This window comes from Mycobacterium sp. E802 (genome assembly GCF_001666875.1).
Classification (GTDB): domain Bacteria; phylum Actinomycetota; class Actinomycetes; order Mycobacteriales; family Mycobacteriaceae; genus Mycobacterium.
Genome location: NZ_LZJD01000026.1, coordinates 1 through 20,033, shown reverse-complemented (window position 1 = coordinate 20,033; position 20,033 = coordinate 1). Strand labels below are relative to the sequence as shown.

General features: G+C 67.3%; 21 protein-coding genes. 10 read left to right on the top strand and 11 right to left on the bottom strand.

Going from position 1 to position 20,033, the window contains the following annotated elements:
• The 3 genes from A5699_RS04305 to sigE all read right to left on the bottom strand — a co-directional run.
• A partial coding sequence (locus A5699_RS04305) for a S1C family serine protease (protein WP_067765889.1) occupies positions 1–1,421 on the bottom strand: 1,421 nt, incomplete at its 3' end.
• Between the two features lie 74 nt (positions 1,422–1,495).
• Positions 1,496–1,894, bottom strand: coding sequence for an anti-sigma E factor RseA (rseA, locus tag A5699_RS04300; protein ID WP_067765886.1), 399 nt, complete (start codon positions 1,892–1,894; stop codon positions 1,496–1,498).
• 78 nt (positions 1,895–1,972) lie between these two features.
• A complete protein-coding gene (sigE, locus tag A5699_RS04295) occupies positions 1,973–2,752 on the bottom strand; it encodes an RNA polymerase sigma factor SigE (RefSeq protein ID WP_067765883.1) in 780 nt (259 codons plus the stop codon).
• A gap of 176 nt (positions 2,753–2,928) precedes the next feature.
• Between sigE and A5699_RS04290 the strand changes: the two genes are divergently transcribed.
• The 6 genes from A5699_RS04290 (at position 2,929) to A5699_RS04265 (ending at position 8,259) form a co-directional block, all read left to right on the top strand.
• Complete coding sequence (locus A5699_RS04290) at positions 2,929–3,573, top strand: O-methyltransferase (RefSeq protein WP_067765903.1); 645 nt, start codon at positions 2,929–2,931, stop codon at positions 3,571–3,573.
• A 146-nt stretch (positions 3,574–3,719) separates the two neighbouring features.
• Positions 3,720–4,400 carry a TetR/AcrR family transcriptional regulator gene (locus tag A5699_RS04285; protein WP_067765880.1) on the top strand — a complete coding sequence of 227 codons (681 nt, stop codon included), beginning with the start codon at positions 3,720–3,722 and terminating at the stop codon, positions 4,398–4,400.
• Positions 4,397–5,290 carry an ABC transporter ATP-binding protein gene (locus A5699_RS04280; protein WP_067765877.1) on the top strand — a complete coding sequence of 298 codons (894 nt, stop codon included), beginning with the start codon at positions 4,397–4,399 and terminating at the stop codon, positions 5,288–5,290. Before A5699_RS04285 ends, A5699_RS04280 begins: the two co-directional genes overlap by 4 nt.
• A 53-nt stretch (positions 5,291–5,343) precedes the next feature.
• Positions 5,344–6,858 carry an ABC transporter permease gene (locus A5699_RS04275; RefSeq protein ID WP_231965577.1) on the top strand — a complete coding sequence of 505 codons (1,515 nt, stop codon included), beginning with the start codon at positions 5,344–5,346 and terminating at the stop codon, positions 6,856–6,858.
• Between the two features lie 21 nt (positions 6,859–6,879).
• Complete coding sequence (locus A5699_RS04270) at positions 6,880–7,554, top strand: isoprenylcysteine carboxylmethyltransferase family protein (protein WP_067765871.1); 675 nt, start codon at positions 6,880–6,882, stop codon at positions 7,552–7,554.
• Positions 7,555–7,614: 60 nt separating this feature from the next.
• Positions 7,615–8,259: a DUF4126 domain-containing protein gene (locus A5699_RS04265; protein WP_067765868.1), complete on the top strand. Its 645-nt coding sequence runs from the start codon at positions 7,615–7,617 to the stop codon at positions 8,257–8,259.
• Positions 8,260–8,273: 14 nt separating this feature from the next.
• Here A5699_RS04265 and glgC read toward each other — a convergent pair whose 3' ends face one another.
• On the bottom strand, positions 8,274–9,488 hold the full coding sequence (gene glgC / locus A5699_RS04260) for a glucose-1-phosphate adenylyltransferase (protein ID WP_067765865.1): 1,215 nt from the start codon (positions 9,486–9,488) through the stop codon (positions 8,274–8,276).
• 101 nt (positions 9,489–9,589) lie between these two features.
• Here glgC and glgA point away from each other — a divergent pair, with 101 nt between their 5' ends.
• On the top strand, positions 9,590–10,753 hold the full coding sequence (glgA, locus tag A5699_RS04255; protein ID WP_067765862.1) for a glycogen synthase: 1,164 nt from the start codon (positions 9,590–9,592) through the stop codon (positions 10,751–10,753).
• A 20-nt stretch (positions 10,754–10,773) separates the two neighbouring features.
• Here the strand turns inward: glgA and A5699_RS04250 are convergent, their stop codons facing one another.
• The 7 genes from A5699_RS04250 to A5699_RS04220 all read right to left on the bottom strand — a co-directional run bounded on the left by A5699_RS04250 (position 10,774) and on the right by A5699_RS04220 (position 16,577).
• Positions 10,774–10,941 (bottom strand): DUF3117 domain-containing protein, encoded by a 168-nt coding sequence (locus tag A5699_RS04250; protein WP_003885506.1) that lies wholly within the window; start codon positions 10,939–10,941, stop codon positions 10,774–10,776.
• A 164-nt stretch (positions 10,942–11,105) separates the two neighbouring features.
• On the bottom strand, positions 11,106–11,675 hold the full coding sequence (locus tag A5699_RS04245; protein WP_067765859.1) for a DNA-3-methyladenine glycosylase I: 570 nt from the start codon (positions 11,673–11,675) through the stop codon (positions 11,106–11,108).
• Positions 11,672–12,043 (bottom strand): DivIVA domain-containing protein, encoded by a 372-nt coding sequence (locus A5699_RS04240; RefSeq protein WP_067765856.1) that lies wholly within the window; start codon positions 12,041–12,043, stop codon positions 11,672–11,674. The genes A5699_RS04245 and A5699_RS04240 overlap by 4 nt, the downstream gene beginning before the upstream one ends.
• A 143-nt stretch (positions 12,044–12,186) precedes the next feature.
• Entirely contained in the window at positions 12,187–13,137 is a 951-nt protein-coding gene (locus A5699_RS04235; protein WP_067765853.1) for a glucosyl-3-phosphoglycerate synthase, read from the bottom strand.
• Positions 13,134–13,958, bottom strand: coding sequence for a dihydropteroate synthase (gene folP / locus A5699_RS04230; RefSeq protein WP_067765899.1), 825 nt, complete (start codon positions 13,956–13,958; stop codon positions 13,134–13,136). The genes A5699_RS04235 and folP overlap by 4 nt, the downstream gene beginning before the upstream one ends.
• Positions 13,959–14,154: 196 nt before the next feature.
• Complete coding sequence (gene fadD6 / locus A5699_RS04225) at positions 14,155–15,933, bottom strand: long-chain-acyl-CoA synthetase FadD6 (protein WP_067765850.1); 1,779 nt, start codon at positions 15,931–15,933, stop codon at positions 14,155–14,157.
• An 83-nt stretch (positions 15,934–16,016) separates the two neighbouring features.
• Positions 16,017–16,577, bottom strand: coding sequence for a TIGR00730 family Rossman fold protein (locus A5699_RS04220; RefSeq protein ID WP_067765895.1), 561 nt, complete (start codon positions 16,575–16,577; stop codon positions 16,017–16,019).
• A gap of 112 nt (positions 16,578–16,689) precedes the next feature.
• Here A5699_RS04220 and A5699_RS04215 point away from each other — a divergent pair, with 112 nt between their 5' ends.
• From A5699_RS04215 to A5699_RS04205, 3 genes are read left to right on the top strand one after another with little or no spacing between them, the layout of a single operon-like run.
• Complete coding sequence (locus A5699_RS04215) at positions 16,690–17,379, top strand: TetR/AcrR family transcriptional regulator (protein ID WP_197508183.1); 690 nt, start codon at positions 16,690–16,692, stop codon at positions 17,377–17,379.
• Positions 17,380–17,411: 32 nt separating this feature from the next.
• Complete coding sequence (locus tag A5699_RS04210) at positions 17,412–17,801, top strand: STAS domain-containing protein (RefSeq protein ID WP_067765848.1); 390 nt, start codon at positions 17,412–17,414, stop codon at positions 17,799–17,801.
• A 10-nt stretch (positions 17,802–17,811) separates the two neighbouring features.
• Positions 17,812–19,884 (top strand): AAA family ATPase, encoded by a 2,073-nt coding sequence (locus A5699_RS04205; protein WP_067765845.1) that lies wholly within the window; start codon positions 17,812–17,814, stop codon positions 19,882–19,884.
• The last annotated feature ends 149 nt before the right edge of the window (positions 19,885–20,033 follow it).

Below are 20,033 nucleotides of genomic sequence, written 5' to 3'. Positions count from 1 at the left end.
GGGGCTTCCTGCCCGATCTTGAGCAGGCGTACCGCGACCACCATCTCGTCGGCGTCGGCCACCTTGCGGTCACCCACCTTGACGACCACGTCGTTCTCCATGATGCCGGCCTTGTCGGCCGGCCCGCCGGCGTTGACATTGCGGACCTGGGCGCCCGAGGCCACGCTGTTGCTCACCGTGACAGCGCTCAGCAGCAGCGTCGGATGGGCCACCTTGCCGTCCTTGATCAACGTCTCGACCACCTGCTTGACCTCGTTGACCGGGATCGCGAAGCCCAGGCCACTGGCGCTGTCCGACAAGGACTTTCCGGCCGTGTTGATCCCGATCACCTCGGCCGACATGTTGATCAGCGGGCCACCGGAGTTGCCGTGGTTGATCGAGGCGTCAGTCTGCACACCGTCGATCACGGTGTCGGTGTCGGAGCCTTCACCTGACAACGGCACCGGACGGTGCAGCGCGCTGATGATGCCGTGGGTGACCGTGCTGCGCAGGCCCAGCGGGGCGCCGGCGGCGATGACTTCCTCACCGACCTGCAGCTTCTCGGAGTCGCCCAGCCGGGCCACCACGAGGTTGTCGACGTTGTCGACCTTGAGCACCGCCAGATCAGTCTTGGGGTCGCGGCCGACCAGGTTGGCCGGCACCTCGGAACCGTCGTTGAACACCACGGTGATCTTGTAGTCGGCGGGCTTGCCCGCGGCATCGGAGATCACGTGGTTGTTGGTGACGATGTAGCCCTTGCCGTCGACGACGACGCCGGAGCCCTGTGAGCCCTCGGTCTTGCTCTTGGCTTCGATGGTGACCACCGAATCCTCGACCGCCGCGGCCACCGTGGCGAACCGGCCCGCATCGGGATCGGGCAGATCGCCGGTCTCCAGCGTCACCTTCGAGGTGGTGAACGCCTGCACCGTGCCCGCGGTCTTCTGGCCGACCCAGCCGCCGATGAAGGCGACAAACCCGGCCACGAGGAACAGAATCAGCAGTGACAGCCACGACACCCGGCCACCGAACAGCACTTCGCGTGCGCCGAGTTTGCCGACCGGGGCCGCCACGACCACCGGGGCAGCCGGCGCCTGGGCCGGGGTGCCCAGCGCCGGGATGGCACCCGGATCGCGCCACGGATCGTCGAAGTCGTCGTCATCGGCAGCCCGTTCGGCCTCCAGGGCACCGGCGTCGGTGGGGTGACGCTGCAGGGAGTCGCCGCTGTGGGCCGGACGGCCGAACGCCTCGGCCAGCACCGGGTCCGGCGGCTGGTCTTTGGGCGCATATTCGCCCTGGTCCTGGTACTTCTCCGCACCCTGGAACGAGCCGGCGACGCCGGTCGGGCGGCCGAAGGTGCGTTGTGACAATTGGTCGACGGGTGGCCGATCGACAGGGCGCGGCGCCAGGCGGCCGCTCTCGTCGGACTGGTCCTGATTGGTCACCGGTGTATCACTCTCTGTCAGAGCGCCTGCCCCAGCCGGTAGGCCGACGCCGGTCACTGATCGCTTCGGTAAGCCTACCGGCGCTTGCGCCGACTCTGCGTCGGGTCGTCAGCAAACTGAGCCTGTTCACCGACGTCGGCCGAGGGCTGCGGACTGTGGTGCGGGATCTGCGACAACAGGCCCAGCAGCGAGTTCGGAATGGCTATCGGACAGGAATCCCGCAACGCGGCCCGGGCTTGACTCTGGGCGTCGACGTCGGCCGCGCAGTCCGGACACAGGGACAGGTGATGGGCGGCCCGCAGGTGAGCGCTCATTCTCAGCTCACCGTCGACGAACGCCGCGATGGCCTCGGTCGAGAGGTGCTCGGTGGAACTGAACTGACGGGGTGCGCCGACGGGCGCGTCGCTCTGGGAAGCGAACTGCGCCGGCAACCAGGAGAATGCGCGACGGAACACATGTCCCGGGTCGACCATCACCCAGCTCCTCTCGCCGCGGTCAACTGTCCTGACCCGAATGTAGCGCGACCTGGCGCGCAGAACACGAACCACCACTCAGGCGGATTTGGCCGTTTCCGGCGAGTTCTTTGCCAGGTAGTCGCGCAAAGCCTGCCGACCGCGGTGAATACGGCTGCGCACGGTGCCGAGCTTCACACCCAGCGTGGCGCCGATCTCCTCGTAGGACAAGCCCTCGATGTCACACAGGACCACCGCGGCGCGGAACTCCGGCGCCAACGAGTCCAGGGCGGCCTGCAGGTCGGCGCCCAGGCGTGAGTCGTGGTAGATCTGCTCGGGGTTCGGGTCGTCGGCGGGCACCCGGTCGTAATCCTCGGGCAGCGCTTCCATCCGGATCCGGCCACGGCGTCGCACCATGTCCAGGAAGAGGTTCGTGGTGATGCGGTGCAACCAGCCCTCAAAAGTCCCCGGCTGATAGTTCTGCACCGAGCGGAACACCCGGATGAAGGTCTCCTGCGTCAGATCCTCGGCGTCGTGCTGGTTACCCGAGAGCCGGTAGGCCAGCCGGTAGACCCGGTCGGCATGTTGGCGCACCAGCTCATCCCAGGACGGCATGGTGGCGTGGTCGCCAGTGGCGTCGAACACCGCGGTTCCGGTCAATTCGTCGGACGGTTCCACCCATTCACCTGAGGTGAACTGCTCCAAGTGAGCCATGGACACCGGGGCGGCCTGGACGGCGGGGTTCGGGGCGACAGTGTTCGTGGTCGTCGGATCCTCCTGATCACAGTTTTCGTTGTCCTCAACACGACCGATGACGTCGTTATTCCGATCGCTGTCCTGGTTGTGCTGGGCGGTGCGCCAGCGGGCGCCGTGTTCCATGCGAGCTACCGTTCCCGATGCCGGTGTGGCGGGTATATGAGCAATCTGAACTTTCCCTGAGAATGCCGACGATACGTCCGGTTACCTGCGTGAACCAGCGAATTTTTCCACGGTGATCGCCACCACCCACGGGCGTGTCGCGACTGCGGCCTCAGGCTCTGGCCTACGCTGCGGGCATGGCCAGCTCCAACCCCGGTCGCGCCGAGGCGATCGTCACGCACGCCGAACGCTCGATCTCCGAGGACGAGATCGTCGCGGCCGCACGCGAGCGGGCCGACGACATCGGCGCCGGGGCCGTCACCCCCGCGGTCGGGGCACTGCTCAGCGTGCTCGCCCGGCTCACCGGAGGCAAGGCGGTCGTCGAGGTGGGGACCGGCGCCGGCGTCAGCGGCCTGTGGCTGCTGTCGGGAATGAGCGACGACGGTGTCCTCACCACGATCGATGTCGAGCCCGAGCATCAGCGCATCGCCAAGCAGGGTTTCACCGAGGCAGGTGTGGGCCCGGGACGCACTCGGCTGATCAGCGGCCGCGCCCAAGAGGTGCTGACCCGCCTGGCCGACGAGTCGTATGACCTGGTGTTCATCGACGCCGAGCCGATCGACCAACCGCAGTTCGTGGCCGAGGGGGTCCGGTTGCTGCGCCCTGGCGGCGCGATCGTGCTGCACCGGGCCGCGTTGGGTGGTCGGGCCGGTGACGCCTCGGCCAACGACGCCGAGGTCAGCGCGGTACGTGAAGCAGCCCGGTTGATCGCCGAGGACGAACGGCTCACCCCCGTGCTGATCCCCCTGGGCGATGGCCTACTGGCCGCTGCCCGCGACTGATTTCCTCGCCGAACAGACATAAACCCGCACTTTTCGGGCCCGAAATGTGCGGTTTTGTGTCTGCTCGCCGGACTTCGTGATCTTTACGCATTCCTGACGGGCTACCCCCTTGCCTCGAGCCTGAACGTGCGTTTAGCGTACTGAACATGCGTTCAGCTGATGATCGAACAGCGATGGCCAGGATTCGCGATGCCGCGATCGAGCAGTACGGCCAACACGGCTTCAGCGTGGGGTTGCGCACCATCGCCGAGTCGGCCGGCGTGAGCGCCGCGCTGGTGATCCACCACTTCGGCTCGAAGGAAGGCCTGCGCAAGGCGTGCGACGCCTACGTGGCCGAGGTGATCCGGGAAGCCAAGAGCGAATCGATGCAGAGCGCCGACCCCGCGACCTGGATGGCCCAGATGGCCGAGATCGAGTCGTACGCACCGCTGATGGCCTACCTGGTCCGCAGCATGCAGTCCGGCAGCGAGCTGGCGAAGACGTTCTGGCGCACCATGATCGACAACGCCGAGCAGTACCTGGAAGAAGGGGTGCGCACCGGCCTGCTCAAACCCAGCCGAGATCCCAAGGCGCGGGCCAGATACCTGGCGGTCTCCGGCGGTGGCTCGTTCCTGTTGTACCTGCAGATGCACGACGACCCAACCGACCTGCGCCGCGTTCTGCACGACTACGGCGAGGACATGGTGCTGCCCGCCCTTGAGGTCTACTCGCAGGGCCTGATGACCGACTCGACCATGTACGAGGCATTCCTGCATCAACGCGAAGAGGGCATCCCGTTCAGCCACCCCGACACCGACACCAAGACCGACACCGAGGAGCCAGCGTGAATCCTTCCGTCGAAATCCGTGGCCTGGCAAAATCTTTCGGACGCACCAAGGCCCTTGATGGGCTGAACCTGACCGTCTCCCCCGGCGAGGTCACCGGCTTCCTCGGCCCCAACGGCGCGGGCAAGTCCACCACGATCCGGGTGCTGCTCGGTTTGTTGCGCGCCGATGGGGGCACGGTGCGACTCCTCGGTGGCGACCCGTGGCACGACGCGGTCGCGTTGCATCGCAGGATCGCCTACGTGCCCGGTGATGTCACGCTGTGGCCGAACCTGACCGGGATGCAGGCCATCGACTTCCTGTGCCGGTTGCGGGGCAACGGCGTCGACACCCGGCGTCGCGACGACCTGATCGAGCGGTTCGAGCTGGACCCGCACAAAAAGGCCCGCACCTATTCGAAGGGCAACCGGCAGAAGGTCGCCATCGTCGCGGCGTTCAGTTGCCAGGCCGAGCTCTACATTCTCGACGAGCCGACCTCGGGCCTGGATCCGTTGATGGAACAGGCCTTTCAGCGATGCGTGGCCGAGGTGTCCGATCGAGGCGCCGCGGTCCTGCTGTCCAGCCACATCCTGGCCGAAGTCGAAAAGCTGTGTGACAACGTGACGATCATCCGGTCCGGGCGCACGGTGCGCTCCGGCACGCTGGCCGAGTTGCGGCATCTGATGCGTACCAAGGTCACCGCGCGCACCCGCTCCGACGGCCGCGCGCTGCAGAACACCCCGTACGTTCACGACTTCGCAAGCCGTGACGGGTCGGTCACGTTCTCGGTGGATCGCGGCGATCTGGAGTTCGCGCTGGAGCACCTGACCGAACTCGGTATCGACGATCTCACCGTCGCACCGGCCTCCCTGGAGGACATGTTCCTGCGCGAGTACCAGGGAGCGACGCGGTGAGCACGTTGACGGGCACGGTGACGCTGCTGCGGTTGGCGCTGCGTCGCGACCGGATGCGTCTCGGTGTCTGGCTCGCGGTGCTGACCCTGATGATGGTGTACGCGCCCACCGCGATTCGACTGGCCTATCCCGGCGAAGCAGAACGACTGTCCCGGGTCAACCTGCTCAAGACCCCGGCCGGGATGATGCTGGGCGGCCCGATGTTCGGCCGCAACGAGACCGACCTCGGCGTCATGATGGCCAACGAACTGACCCTCACGCTGACCGTCGCCACCTCGATCCTGGCCATTCTCACCGTGATTCGACACACCCGCGCCGAAGAGGAGAGCGGCACTGCCGAATTGGTGCTGTCCTCGGTGGTCGGCCGCTACGCCCGCACCGCCGCGGCCCTGATCCTGGTCGTCGGACTCAACGCGGTGCTCACCCTCACCATGACGCTGGCGATGGCGTCCACGGGTTTCGCGGTGATCGACACCGCGGCCATGTGTCTGGGTATCACCGCGGTGGCAACGGTTTTCGGTGCCGTCGCCGCGGTCACCGCACAGCTGTGGCGTCAGGCCCGCACCGCAACGGGCACGGCGATGGCAGCCCTGGCGGTGGCCGCACTGGTCCGCGGGGCGGGCGACGTGATCGACAACGCGGGCAGTGCGCTGAGCTGGTTCTCCCCCATCGCCTGGGCCCAGCAGATGCGCCCGTTCGTCGGCGTGCGTTGGTGGCCGTTCGGGCTACTGGTGGTGTTGGCCCTCGGATTGATGGTGTCGGCGGCGATGCTGGAGCGTCGCCGGCAATACGACGCGGGCGTGATCGCGTCCGGCGGCGAGAATCCGGACGCGCCCGCCATCACCGGCCCGCTGCGATTGCACCTCACCTTGCAACGGGGCCAGACCATCGGGTGGGCCGTGGGATTGTTCGCCGCAGGTTTGGTGTTCGGCTCGATGACGAAATCACTGCTGGACGCCGCCAGGACGAACGAGGTGATCGGCCGAGTGTTGTCCGCGACGGGCAACGACGGCGTGTACACCACCATGACGCAGTTCCTCGCCGCGGCCGCCACCGCCTACGCCGTCTCGGCGGTGCTGCGGGTGTACGCCGACGAACAGAGCGGGTTGGCGGAAGCGGTGCTGGCCGGCGCGGTGTCCCGCCGACGCTGGCTGCTGGGTGCGGTGGCGTGCGCGTTGGCGGGGTCGACGGTGCTGCTGTTCGTCGCCGGTCTGGGCAACGGCCTGGGAGCCGGGCTGACGCTGGGCGAGCCCGGCACGGTGATCCGCCTGACGCTGGCGGCGCTGGCATATCTCCCCGCGCTGGCGGTGATGAGCGCGGTCGCGGCGTTGGCCGTGGCCCTGCGCCTGCCGTGGATCGCCTGGCTCGCGGTGACGTTCGTGATCACCGCCTTGTACCTCGGGGCCCTGCTGCGGCTGCCTCGGTGGTTGCTCGACCTGTCGCCGGTGGGCCAGACCACGGTGCCGAGCCAGTTTCCCGGTCCGGCATTGGCCGTGATGGTCTTGGCCGCAACCTTGTTGGCGCTGATCGCAGGTGCCCTGTATCGCCGCCGCGACGTCTGCCCGTAACCCTGCCGGTGAGGAGGAACGATGAAGATTGCCCTACAGACCCTGGCCTCCGCGGTCTTCGGACTTGTGGCACTCGGAGTAGCCCTGTTCTGGCCGGCAGGCACCTTCGACTATTGGCAGGCATGGGTTTTCATCACGGTGTTCATCATCTGCACCATCGGCCCGAGCTGCTATCTGGCCGTCAAGAACCCCGCGGCCCTGCGGCGCCGCATGCGGGCCGGGCCGGCCGCGGAGACCCGCGTGGTGCAGAAGATCGCCATCTCGGCGACCTTCGTGGCGTCGTTCGCGGTGTTCGTCCTCAGCGCGCTCGACCATCGGTTCGGTTGGTCACACGTGCCGCCGGCACTGGTCATCGCGGGCAACGTCCTGGTGGGCGCGGGCCTGATCTTCGCCCAAGCCGTCGTCATCCAGAACAGCTTCGCCGGCGCCAGTATCCAGGTCGAGCACGACCAGCAATTGGTCTCCACCGGTTTGTACGGCGTGGTGCGCCACCCGATGTACCTGGGCGCGCTGGTGATGATGTTGGCCACGCCCGTGGCGTTGGGGTCCTACTGGGGCGTGCTGGTCGCCGTTGCCGCCTTACCGGTACTGGCCGTACGCATCCTCGACGAGGAGAGGCTGTTGCGCACCGATCTGGCTGGGTATGACGCCTACACCCACCGGGTGCGTTACCGCCTGCTGCCCTACGTCTGGTGAGCCCCGGCGGATAACGGCGAACCGCCGGGACGCGGGCCGAGTTCGCCGCATACTGCAGAGATGGAACTGTTGACCGGCTTTGGCCTGGCCACTGCGGCAGGTCTGAACGCCTACATCCCGTTGCTGGCGCTGGGCCTGCTGTCACGCTTCACCGCGCTGGTGTCGTTGCCGCCGGGGTGGGCCTGGCTGGAGAACGGCTGGGTCATCACGATCGTCGCCGTCTTGCTGATCGTGGAGGTGGTCGCCGACAAGATCCCGGCGCTCGACACCGTCAACGACACCATCCAGACCTTCGTGCGCCCGACCGCAGGCGGCATCGTGTTCGGGTCGGGCACGGCGGCTCAGACCGCTGCGGTCGCCGATCCGGGCGCCTTCGCGCAATCCGGCCAGTGGGTCCCGGTGGCAATCGGCGCGATCACCGCGCTCGTCGTCTCGCTGACCAAGTCGACGGTGCGCCCGGCCGCCAACGTCGCCACGGCCGGGGTGGCGGCGCCGGTGTTGTCCACGGTCGAAGATGTCACCAGTGTGGGCCTGGTCTTCGTGGCGATCCTGCTACCGATCCTGGTGCTCGTCGCGCTGGTGGCGCTGGCCTGGGCGGCCTTCCGGCTGTGGCGTTGGCGGCAACGCCGACTGGAGGCCAAGGTCGGCGTCCGGGCACGCACCAACGTCGCCCCGCAACGGGCCGCCGTCGACCCGTGGGAATGACGCCGGGCTGACCGTCAGATCCAGACGCCCTTACCGACCGCGACCACCCCGCCCGCGCTGATCGCAAACCGCTCCCGGTCCTTGTCGAGGTCCACGCCCACCATCTCACCCGGACCGACCACCACGTTCTTGTCCAGGATCGCGTGCCGCACCACCGCGCCCCGGCCGATCCGCACGCCCGGCATCAGCACACTGCCCTCGACGATCGCGCCGTCGTCGATCACGACGTTGGAGGACAACACCGAATTACGCACGGAGGCAGCCGAGATGATGCTGCCGGCACCGACCACCGACTCCTGGGCCGATCCGCCGTTGACGAACTTGGCCGGCGCCAGGTTCTCCGACTCACCGCGGATCGGCCAGCGCTTGTTGTACAGGTTGAACACCGGGTGCACCGACACCAGGTCCATGTGGGCGTCATAGAACGCGTCCAGGGTTCCGACGTCACGCCAGTAGCCGTGGTCGCGTTCGGTGGCTCCGGGCACCTCGTTGTTGTCGAAGTCGTAGACCGCGGCCATGCCGTCGGCCACCAGCCGCGGGATGATGTCGCCGCCCATGTCGTGATCGGAGTGGCCGTCGTCGGCGTCGGCGCGGATCGCGTCGATCAGCACCTTGGTGGTGAAGATGTAGTTGCCCATCGACACGAAGGTCTGCTCGGGGTCGTCGGGCGTGCCCGGCGGATCGGCCGGCTTCTCCAGGAATCCTCTGATCCGGCCGGAGTCGTCGGCGTCGATGCAGCCGAAGGCACTGGCCTCCGCCCGCGGCACCCGAATCCCGGCGACGGTGGCGCCGGCCCCGCTGTCGATGTGGAACCGCAGCATTTGCTCGGGATCCATGCGGTACACATGGTCGGCGCCGAAGATGATGATGTAATCCGGATCTTCGTCGTAGATCAGGTTCAGCGACTGGTAGATCGCATCCGCCGATCCGGTGTACCACCGCGGGCCGAGCCGCTGCTGGGCCGGAACCGGGGTGATGTACTCACCGGCCAGGCCCGACAGCCGCCAGTTCTGGCTGATGTGACGGTCCAGCGAGTGCGATTTGTATTGCGTCAGAACGCAGATCCGCAAGTACCGGGCATTCACCAGGTTCGACAGCACGAAGTCGATGAGCCGGTACGCACCGCCGAAGGGAACTGCCGGCTTGGCACGATCGGCGGTCAACGGGTAAAGCCGTTTGCCCTCTCCCCCGGCCAGAACGATGCCCAGCACATGTGGCAACTCCCTCATGCGTCCAAACCTATCCGTGAACCAGGATGGCGGCCAGCCAATGGCAACTTCAAGTGTGCGGTGTGTGGCTGTACCCACTACGACCTACTACCGTCTCGGATATGCGGGTGGCGATGATGACTCGGGAATATCCACCCGAGGTGTACGGCGGTGCCGGAGTACACGTCACCGAACTCGTGGCGCAGCTGCGCCGGCTCTGCGAGGTCGACGTCCACTGCATGGGCGCGCCACGCGACAGTGCCGTCGTCGCCCAGCCCGATCCCGCCCTGCGCGGCGCCAACCCGGCCCTGTCGACGTTGTCCGCGGACCTCAACATGGTCAACACGGCTGCGGCGGCCACCGTGGTGCACTCGCACACCTGGTATGCCGGGATGGCCGGGCACCTGACCGGGTTGCTGTACGGCATTCCCCACGTGCTGACCGCGCACTCCCTCGAGCCGCTGCGTCCCTGGAAAGCCGAGCAGCTCGGCGGCGGCTACCGCGTGTCGTCGTGGGTGGAGCGCACCGCCATCGAGGCCGCCGACGCGGTGATCGCCGTGAGTTCCGGGATGCGCGACGACGTGCTGCGCACGTATCCCGCCCTCGACCCTGACCGGGTTCACGTGGTACGCAACGGAATCGACACCGACGTCTGGTACCCGGCCCCGCCGGCCGACACCGACTCGGTGCTCGCCGAACTCGGGGTCGACCTGAGCCGGCCGATCGTGGCGTTCGTCGGACGCATCACCCGGCAGAAGGGCGTGGCGCATCTGGTCGCCGCGGCCCACCGGTTCAGCCCCGATGTGCAATTGGTGTTGTGTGCCGGCGCTCCGGATACCCCCGAGATCGCCGCCGAGGTGTCGGCCGCGGTGGCCGAACTGGCCCGGGCCCGCAGCGGGGTGTACTGGGTGCGCGAAATGCTGCCGATCAACAAGATCCGCGAGATATTGTCGGCGGCAACAGTTTTCGTCTGCCCGTCAGTCTACGAACCGTTGGGAATCGTGAATCTGGAAGCGATGGCATGCTCGACGCCGGTGGTCGCCTCCGATGTCGGCGGCATCCCTGAGGTCGTCGCCGATCGGCAGACCGGGCTGCTGGTGCACTACGACGCCACGGACCCGCGCTTCTTCGAGATGCGGTTGGCCGACGCAGTCAACTCACTCGTGGCCGAGCCGGAAACCGCGCGAAAGTACGGTGAAGCCGGACGCCAACGGTGCATCGCGGAGTTCTCCTGGGCACACATCGCAGAACAGACCCTGGAGATATACCGCAAGGTGTCCGCCTGAGCGGACACCTTGCGATTCGATCAGCTTGTGACGGCCTTGAGTTCGTCGCCGAGCGCGGCGGCCTCGTCGGGAGTCAATTCGACCACCAGGCGCCCACCACCCTCCAGCGGTACTCGCATAACGATTCCTCGCCCCTCTTTGGTTGCTTCCAGTGGACCGTCACCGGTCCGGGGCTTCATCGCCGCCATCGAGTGCTCCCTCCAACTGAGCCGACCCGCGGTCAGCGGGCCAGGTTGGGGCCGAAGCCGTCCACTCGTTGACGGCACCCGGCGCTGAACTGCTACTGAACTTCCCCTATTGTTCCTTATCCGCGGTGGTGGGTGTGCAAAGACCCTTCGGATACCGACTGATGTCACTTTCGATCGACTGCCGGGACCCAGCAGGATGCGACGTGATCGTCGACCATTCCGGTCGCCTGCATCAACGCATATGCCGTGGTGGGGCCGACGAATCTGAAGCCCCGCCGCTTGAGTTCCTTGGCCATTGCGGTCGATTCCGGGGTGACAGCAGGCACTTGATCCAGGTCAGCGGGCCGCGGCCGGGTCGGCGGCGCGAAGGACCACAACAGCTCACCCAGGTCGACATCGAGCTCGGTGACCGCCCTGGCGTTGGCGATGGTCGCCAGGATCTTGGCCCGGTTACGCACGATGCCCGCATCGGCCATCAACCGCTCGACATCGGCGTCGGTGTATTTCGCGACCGCGGCCGCATCGAACCCGTCGAACGCGGCGCGGAAGTTCTCCCGCTTACGCAGGATGGTCAGCCAGCTCAGCCCGCTCTGGAAAGCCTCCAGGCTGATCCGCTCGAACAGTGCGCCCGAATCCCGCAACGGCCGGCCCCACTCGGTGTCGTGGTAGTCGCGGTAGAGGACGTCGCCTGATTGCACGGCCCAGCCGCAGCGGATGCGTCCATCCTCCGTCACGGCTCCTCCGCGGTGCGCAGCTCCCCGGCGGTCGCCGAGACCTCCTCGTCCTCGTCGTCGTCGAGGTCGTCGGGCACACCGTAAGCCGCGCGCACCGCCGCCAGCTCTCCGCGCACCGCGTCGAGTTCGCGGCCCAGGCGATCCAGCACCCAGTCCACCTCGCTGGTCTTGTAGCCGCGCACGACCTGGGCGAACTTGAGCGCGTCGACATCGGCGCCCGTCACGCCCGAGGCGGGAAGCACCGTCGCGGTGGTACCCCGGGGAAGCGGCGGCAGGGTTTCGCCCCGGCCGAAAAGGACGCTGCCCAGCCCGAACAGCACCGTGGCCACCAGAACCAGCACCACCAGGTACAGCAGTATCAGTGTCACGCCCTCGATACTGCCTCACACCTGCGACACCTGGCGCGGGCGCTGCCTGACCGCGGACCTCGGCACGCGCCGAACGTGCACACAGATCGTGTTCGCCGCGATTTTCGCGATCTGAGTGCACCGTCGGCGTGCAAGGCCCAACCTCAGCGCGGCCGCAGGGTCACCATCGGCGGGCGGTCGGCCAGGGACACCGAGGACACCCGCGGGGTGAAGTCGTCGCCGTCGGCGTAGAACTGCGTCAGCCCCATCCCCGAATCGGCGATCCCGCACCGCGACAACAAGGTCGCGATGACCTGCCGGCTCATCGAGGCCAGCTCGGTCAGCGGCCGGTTGCGATGAGCCCGAACGCCGAGGTTCACCTGGGCGATGGCGTCCAGACCGAGCCGGTCGTACGTGTCGACCAGCAGACCGATCTCCACGCCGTAGCCGGGCGCGAAGGGCACCGACGTGAGCAATTCACGGGTACCGGCGTATTCACCACCCAGCGGCTGCAACACGCAGTTCAATTCGGGGCGCAGCGAGGCCAGCAGTGGGCGCGCGACGAGCTCGGTGACCCGGCCGCCGCCGTTGGCGTCCTCGGCGCCGCTGACCTTGAGCGGCCGCCGGTAGAACCCCTTCACCAGATGCACACCGTCGGTGGTGAGCAGCGGGCCGAGCAGCTTGGGGACGAACATCGGGTCGGGATCGATCAGGTCGGAATCGACGAACGCGATGAGGTCGCCGGTGGTGGCAGCCAGTGACCGCCACAGCACCTCGCCCTTGCCTGGCTGCGGCGCCACCTCGGGCAGCGCCACCTCACGGCTGACCACCCGGGCCCCGGCGGCGAGCGCGCGGATCTCGGTGTCGTCGGTGGAGCCCGAATCGAGCACGATCAGCTCGTCGACCAGCCCGCCCAGCAGCGGGGTGATGGTCTCGACGACGGAGGCGACGGTTTCTTCCTCGTTGAGCGCCGGCAGCACCACCGAGACCGTACGGCCGGCCTTGGCGGCTTCCAGCTCGGCGATGGTCCAGCTCGGCCGGTTCCAGCTGTGGTCGGTCAACCAGCGGTGTCCGATCACGCCGTCGGTGACGTCCAATTCGGGTATTGCAGTCATGCCAGTCCCCTCACCGTTCGTGCGGGTGCCCGCACTCCCTGGATCGACGCGACCATCTCCAGCACGCGCCGTGTGGGTCCGACCTCGTGTACCCGGAACATCGCGGCTCCATCCGCGGCGGCCAGTGCCGTCGCGGCCAGGGTGCCCTCCAGGCGTTCGGTCAGATCCACACCCAGAGTCTCCCCGACAAAATCCTTGTTGCTCAGTGCCATCAGGACAGGCCATCCGGTCTTAACAAGATCTTTTACGTGGCGCAACAAACTAAGACCGTGATGAGTGTTTTTGCCGAAATCGTGGGTCGGATCGATGAGGATCTTCTCGCGTGGCACACCCGTTGCCACGGCCCGCTCCGCGGCGGCGGTCACCTCGGCGATGACGTCGTCGACGACGCCGCGCTCGGTGATTCCGTAGTTCACCCGGAACGGCCGGGTGCGCGGTACCGCACCTCCGGTGTGTGAGCACACCAGGCCCGCACCGAACTCGGCAGCCACTTCCGGCAAGCCCGGATCCGCGCCGGCCCAGGTGTCGTTGATCAGGTCGGCGCCGGCCGCGCAGGCCTGCTTGGCCACGGTCGCGCGCCAGGTGTCGACGCTGATCAGCTGGTCGGGGTAGGTGGCGCGCAGCCATTCGATGAACGGGACGACGCGGGCGATCTCCTCGTCGGCGTCGACGGTACTGCCGGGACCGGCCTTGACCCCGCCCACGTCGATGACGTCGGCACCCTCGTCGATCACCCGTGCCGCGGCGGACTTGGCGGCCTCGTCGGTGAAGGTGGCGCCGCGGTCGTAGAACGAGTCCGGCGTCCGGTTGACGATCGCCATGATCAGCGCACGGTCCGCCGCGACCGGGCGCCCGCAGAACAGGCCACTGGACGTCGTCAACACGCCTCCATAGTGCCCGGTGGCTCAACCGCAGCAGTATTCGCGCCAGCTTCCGCGCCGTTTTCTACCTGTTGGTCGTCACCGGACGCGATCGACGACCCAGGCGTGGAAATCGGCGCGGAGCTGCCCGCCCCGCCTACTTGGGTCGTTTGCCCGCGGTCACCTCGTCGGGGTATTCGGCATAGAACGGCACATAACCCTCGTCCCGCCCGGCCAAGACATACAGCGGATCCTCGATGTCGTCGCCATAGCCCTGCTTGCGCAGATCGACCTTCTGGCTCTTGAAGGTCGAGGTGTGGGCCAGTTCAGGGACGACGCGGACGAACAACGGGACGGCATACGCCGGCAGGTGGCCGTAGAACGCGTCGGCCAGCGCCTTGCCGTCGAACTCTTTGCCGCCCTTGAGCTGCACCGCGGCCATCCCGGCCCGGCCGCCGGCACCCGGCACCTCCACGCCGAACACCGTGCATTCCTCGATCAGCGGATTGCTTGCCACGGCAGCTTCCACCTCGGTGGTGGCCACGTTCTCGCCTTTCCACCGGAACGTGTCACCGAGCCGGTCGGCGAACGCGGCATGACCCAACCCCTGCGACCGCATCAGGTCGCCGGTGTTGAACCAGACGTCGCCCTCTTTGAAGGCGTTGCGCACCAGTTTCTTCTCGCTGGCGGCCTTGTCGGTGTAGCCGTCGAAGGGCTGCAGTGCGCTGATCTTGGACAGCATCAGGCCGGGCTCGCCGCGCTTGACCTTGCGCAGCCGGCCGTCGGCGCCGCGGGCGGGTTCACCGCTGTCGGCGTCGTACTCGACGAAGGCGACGGGGCTCGGGCAGATGCCGGTGGACTTCGAGACGTTGAAGACGTTGACGAAGGCGGTGTTGCCCTCACTGGCGGCATAGAACTCGCAGACCCGCGGGATGCCGAAGCGCTGGGTGAATTCGTCCCAGATGGCCGGGCGCAGCCCGTTGCCGACGATGACGCGCACCTTGTGCGCGCGGTCGGTCGGCTTGGGTGGCTGGTTGAGCAGGTAGCCGCAGATCTCACCGATGTAGACGAATGCGGTGGCCCCGTAGTCGATGACCTCGTCCCAGAACCGGGACGCCGAGAACGACTTGCCCAGGGCCAGTGCGGCACCCGAGTTCAGCGCCGAACCGACCGAGACCGTCAGGGCATTGTTGTGATACAGCGGCAGGCAGCAGTACAGGGTGTCGTCGCTGTGCAGCCGCAGCCCGAGACCGCCGAAGCCGGCCAGGGCGCGCAGCCAGCGGTAGTGCGTCATGACACTGGCCTTGGGCATGCCGGTGGTGCCCGAGGTGAAGATGTAGAAGGCCTTGTCCTTGGCCAGGACCGCCGATGTGGTGGCCGGGTTGGTGGTCGGTGCCGTGGCGGCCAGCCGGCGCAGCTCGTCGACCGTCATCAGCCCGTTGGCCTCGGCATCGCATTCGGTGACGTGCTCGATCAGATCGGACTCGGCGATCACTGCCGTGGCATTGAGCAACCCGATGCTGTGGGCGAGCACCTTGCCGCGCTGGTGGTAGTTGAGCATGCCTGCCACGGCGCCGCATTTGACGATCGCCAGCATCAACAGCACCGCGTCGGGTGAGTTGCGCAGCATCACCCCGACCACGTCGCCGTGGCCGACGCCTTTGGCGGCCAGGACCGCGGCATAGCGGTTGACCGTCTCGTTGGCCTCGCGATAGGTGATGCGCTCGTCACCGAACTTGAGGAAAACCCGGTCGGCGTATTGGGCGGCCCGCTCCTGAAACACCTTGCCGATCGAGGTCTTGGCAGTGGGCCGCGCCATCACACCGGTGAGCACACCCCGGACGATGACCGGCGCGTCCATCAGCAGACCGGGCACCTGGCCGGCGAGGTCGAGTAAGCCGACGCTGCTCCTGGTGCCCGATTTCCGGTCGGTCATGCCGTGTCCCCCTGCGCGTTGTCGTGGGCCGCTCGTGTGGCCAACACCTTAAACCGCGCCGGTTAGGGCCGTTACCGGCGGTTCTATGTAACCGGTGCGCACACGTCCAGCGCGGCGGCGACCTCGTCGACGACCACCAACCGATCCAAGGCCGCACTGCTCACATAACCGGAGTCGACAAGTCCGCGCAGCCAGTTCAGCAATCCGTCGTAGTGGCCGAACGGATCGAGCAGCACCAGGGGCTTGTCGTGCATTCCCAGATAGCCGGCGGTCCAGGCCTCGAAGAACTCTTCGAGCGTGCCGATCCCGCCGGGCAGCGCGATGAACGCGTCGGAGCGGTCCTCCATCACCTTCTTGCGTTCCCGCATGGTGTCGGTGACCACGAGTTCTTCGGCGTCGACGTCGGCGAGTTCCCGGTGCACCAGTGCCTTGGGGATGACGCCGACCGTACGGCCGTTGCCCGAACGCGCAGCCCGGGCCACCGCCCCCATGGCCGAGACGTTGCCTCCGCCGGAGACCAGGGTCCAGCCACGCTTGGCGATCGCGACGCCGACCTCACTGGCCAATGCCAGCAGTTCGGGGTGGGTGGGACCCGAAGCGCAATAGACACACACCGCCCACTGGCGGTCAATTTCACCGGACACGTACACAACGTAGAGGGTGCTGGTGAACCATCGATGTCCGGAGGGCGATGGACCTGGGATGGACTGAGCAGGTGTGCCCAGGGACACTGGGCTGAACTCGAAAGGCGATCTGGTGACTGATGATGTCGATCAACCGACTCGGTTGAGCCGCGAGTTCATCTTGGACACCGCGATCGAGCTGATCGACCGTGATGGTCTGGCGAAGTTGACCATGCGACGGCTGGGCACCGCCTGCGGCGTGGAGGCCATGGCGCTGTACCGCTATGTACACAGCCGGGGTGACCTGTTGACGGGCGTGGTCAACCACATCGTGGACCGCTTGTACGCCGATCAACTGGCCGCGCGCCGCCAGGAGGACGGTTGGCAGGACTTTCTGTTGCGGCTGGCTCACGGCGTACGTCAGATCGCCCTGGAACATCCCGAGGTGTTCCCGTTGGTCGCCACCGAGGCGCCGGAGGCGCCGTGGGTGCGGCCGCCGCTGCGCAGCCTGCGCTGGATGGAGACGTTCCTCGAGACATTGATCTCCTATGGCTTCAGCGATACCGCCGCCGTGTCGGCGTATCGGACGTACACCACATTCCTGGTTGGCCAACTGCTGCTGGAGGTGTCGGCGCGCGGGGTGGAGCTCAGCCCGGACGAGTCCAGCCTGCGCAACGAACCGCGGCCGGACACCTCGCTGGCGGACTATCCGAATCTGCGGCGCCTGCAACCGCTGCTGGCCGAGGATCACAGCACAGACGAGTTCGAAGAGGCCCTCGAGGCGCTGCTCGACCGCATCGAAACCTGGCTGCACAGACACTGACGGGTCCGTTTACAACGTAAACGGACCCAGTTATGCTGGGTTTCACCGTGGAATCGAACCAGCTGAATCACGAGCTGCACTGGACGGCTCGCATCGCTCCCGAGGGCCTCATCGTGCAGGTCTTCGGACAGGTCGATGCCCATAACGAGTCGACCTGGCAGCGCATGCTCGCCGAGCAGGCCGACGCCGCTCCCGAGTCCTCGATCCTCGTCGTCGACGGCGGATCCCTGGACTTCATGAGTTGCGGAGCGCTGCTCGCCTTGGCCAAGCAGGCCGTCGACTGCCGTCAACGTGGGATCACGGTGCGGCTGGCCATCGGTCAGCCGAGCATCAGGCGCGTCATCGCCGAATGTGGCTTGGACGACGCGATCTCGGCGTACCCGGATCTCGATTCCGCGTTGAACGGCGGCGGCCCGCCATAGGATTCGGTGGATGGCTGTCGATTGGGTGATCGCACCGCGTGACCGCGTTCTCGACGGCTTGGAGACGGGCCTGCACGAGTGTGGCGGCGCGGCTCTGCTCGGACCGGCCGGGGTGGGCAAGACGTCGGTGGCCCGTACCGCGGCCGAGCACCTCGGACCGGACTTTCGTCGGGTCGTGTGGATCACCGGCACGGAATCAACGGCGGCGGTGCCGTTTGCCGCGGTAGCCCATCTGATCGAGATCCCGGCAGCGGGTCGGACCGCCGACGTGCTGCGGGCCGCGCGCGAGGCGCTGGGCTCCGAGTTGCTGCTGATCGTCGACGACGCGCATCTGCTGGACCGGTTGTCGGCGGCCCTGGTGTACCAACTCGCTGTCAGCCGAGCTGCCAAACTCATCGTCACTTCATCCGAAGAAGCACCCGACCATGTGGCGGCGCTGTGGGTCGACGGACTGGTACACCGCGTCGACATGTCACCGCCGGGCCATGATGACGCCCGACTCGCCGATCAGGTGGCCACCTTTTTGTCGGACCTCCCCGAGGCCGCGCTCGACGTGCTACGCCAATTGGCAGTGCACGAACCGCTGGCGGTCTCCGACGTCACCGCGCTGACCGGTCCCGACGCCGTTCAAGAGGCGCAGCGATGCGGCGTGGCCCGCGTCGAAGGACTTCAGGTGCGGTGTGTGCATCCGCTGTTCCTCCGCGCCGTACGGGCCGCCGTGGGCGGGCCCGATCTGCGACGGCTGCGCAACGCTGTAGTCGAGCTGCTGGCCGCCGGGCCACGTCCCGGCGTGGTGGACCGGCTGCGGGTGGCGGTGCTGGCCCTGGACAGTGACGTGTCCCTGCCCACCGACGAGCTTGTCGACGCCGCCGGCGAGGCATTGCGGTTGGGCGATCTGGAGTTGAGCGAGCGACTGGCCCGCGTCGCGGTGGAGTCCGGCGCATGTTTCGCGGGGCTGCTGACGCTGGCTTACGCATTGGCCTGGCAGGGACGCGGCCGGGAAGCCGACGCGGTGTTGGGGCAGATCGATCCGACCGGCCTGGACGACGACCAGCTGATGGCGTGGTCTTTGCCGCAGGCGGCCAACCAGTTCTGGATGCTGTCCGAGCCCGAACGCGCGACGGCGTTCCTGCGGGCCACCCGCCGTCGCGTGACGACGCCGAGCGCACAGATCACCATCGACGCGTTGGCGGCTACCTTCGCGATGAATGCCGGTGCGCCACAACGAGCTTTGGGCCTGGCGCAGGAAGTGTTGGACTCCCCCGACGCCGACGACACCGCGATCGGATGGGCGGGGTCGACGGCAGCCCTGAGCTGTGCGCGGACCGGGCAGTTGGCCCGCGTGGAGGCGATGGCCCAGCGTGCGCTGGCCGCCGGGCATCCGGGACTGTTGCGGTTCACCAGCGGCTTCGGGCAGACGACGGCGTTACTGATGACCGGTGAGCTCGACAAGGCCTGGGAATTGGCCTGCAACATCACCGATTTCACCCAGCTCCTACAACCGGGACGAGCCATCGGTGAGGTGCTCATGGCTGACGTGTTGCTGGTCCGCGGTCAGCTCGACGACGCGATTGCCTTGTTGCGCAAGGCGGCCACCGCCTTGGCACCCACCGGCTACTCCTGGGGGCCGCTGGCCTGGATGCTGTTGGCCCAGGCGCTCGGCCAACGCGGGATGCCGATGGAGGCCGCCAAAGCGCTCTCGCGGGCGGAATCCCGGCATGGGCTCAAGTCGATGTTGTTTGCGCCTGAGCTGGCCATGGCCCGGGCCTGGACCTGCTCTGCCCGTAACGATTCGGTGGGCGCGGTGACAGCGGCGCGCGAGGCGGCCAAGACTGCGGAGCGGGGCGGCCAATCCACGGTGATGCTGCGGGCCCTGCATGACGGTGTCCGACTGGGCGACACCCGCGCCGTCGACACACTTGCCCGGATCGATGTGGACTTCGTGTTCGGTCAGCTGACGACGGACCACGCAAGCGCGTTGGCAGCCGGGGACGCCGCGGGATTGCAGTCGGTTGCGGGGCGATATCGCGAGGTCGGGATGCTCGCCGCGGCCGAGGATGCCGCACGTCAAGCCGGTAGCTGAACGCGGGTGACCAGGCAACTCTGGTCACATCAGCCACAGATTTCGGCCGGGTATCCGATGTGCCCGCCTACTAGCGACTTCTCAGCGACAATCGCCGCATCAGCACCAGCGGCACCATTTGTCGCAGGACGACTGACTACTTGCGTCAC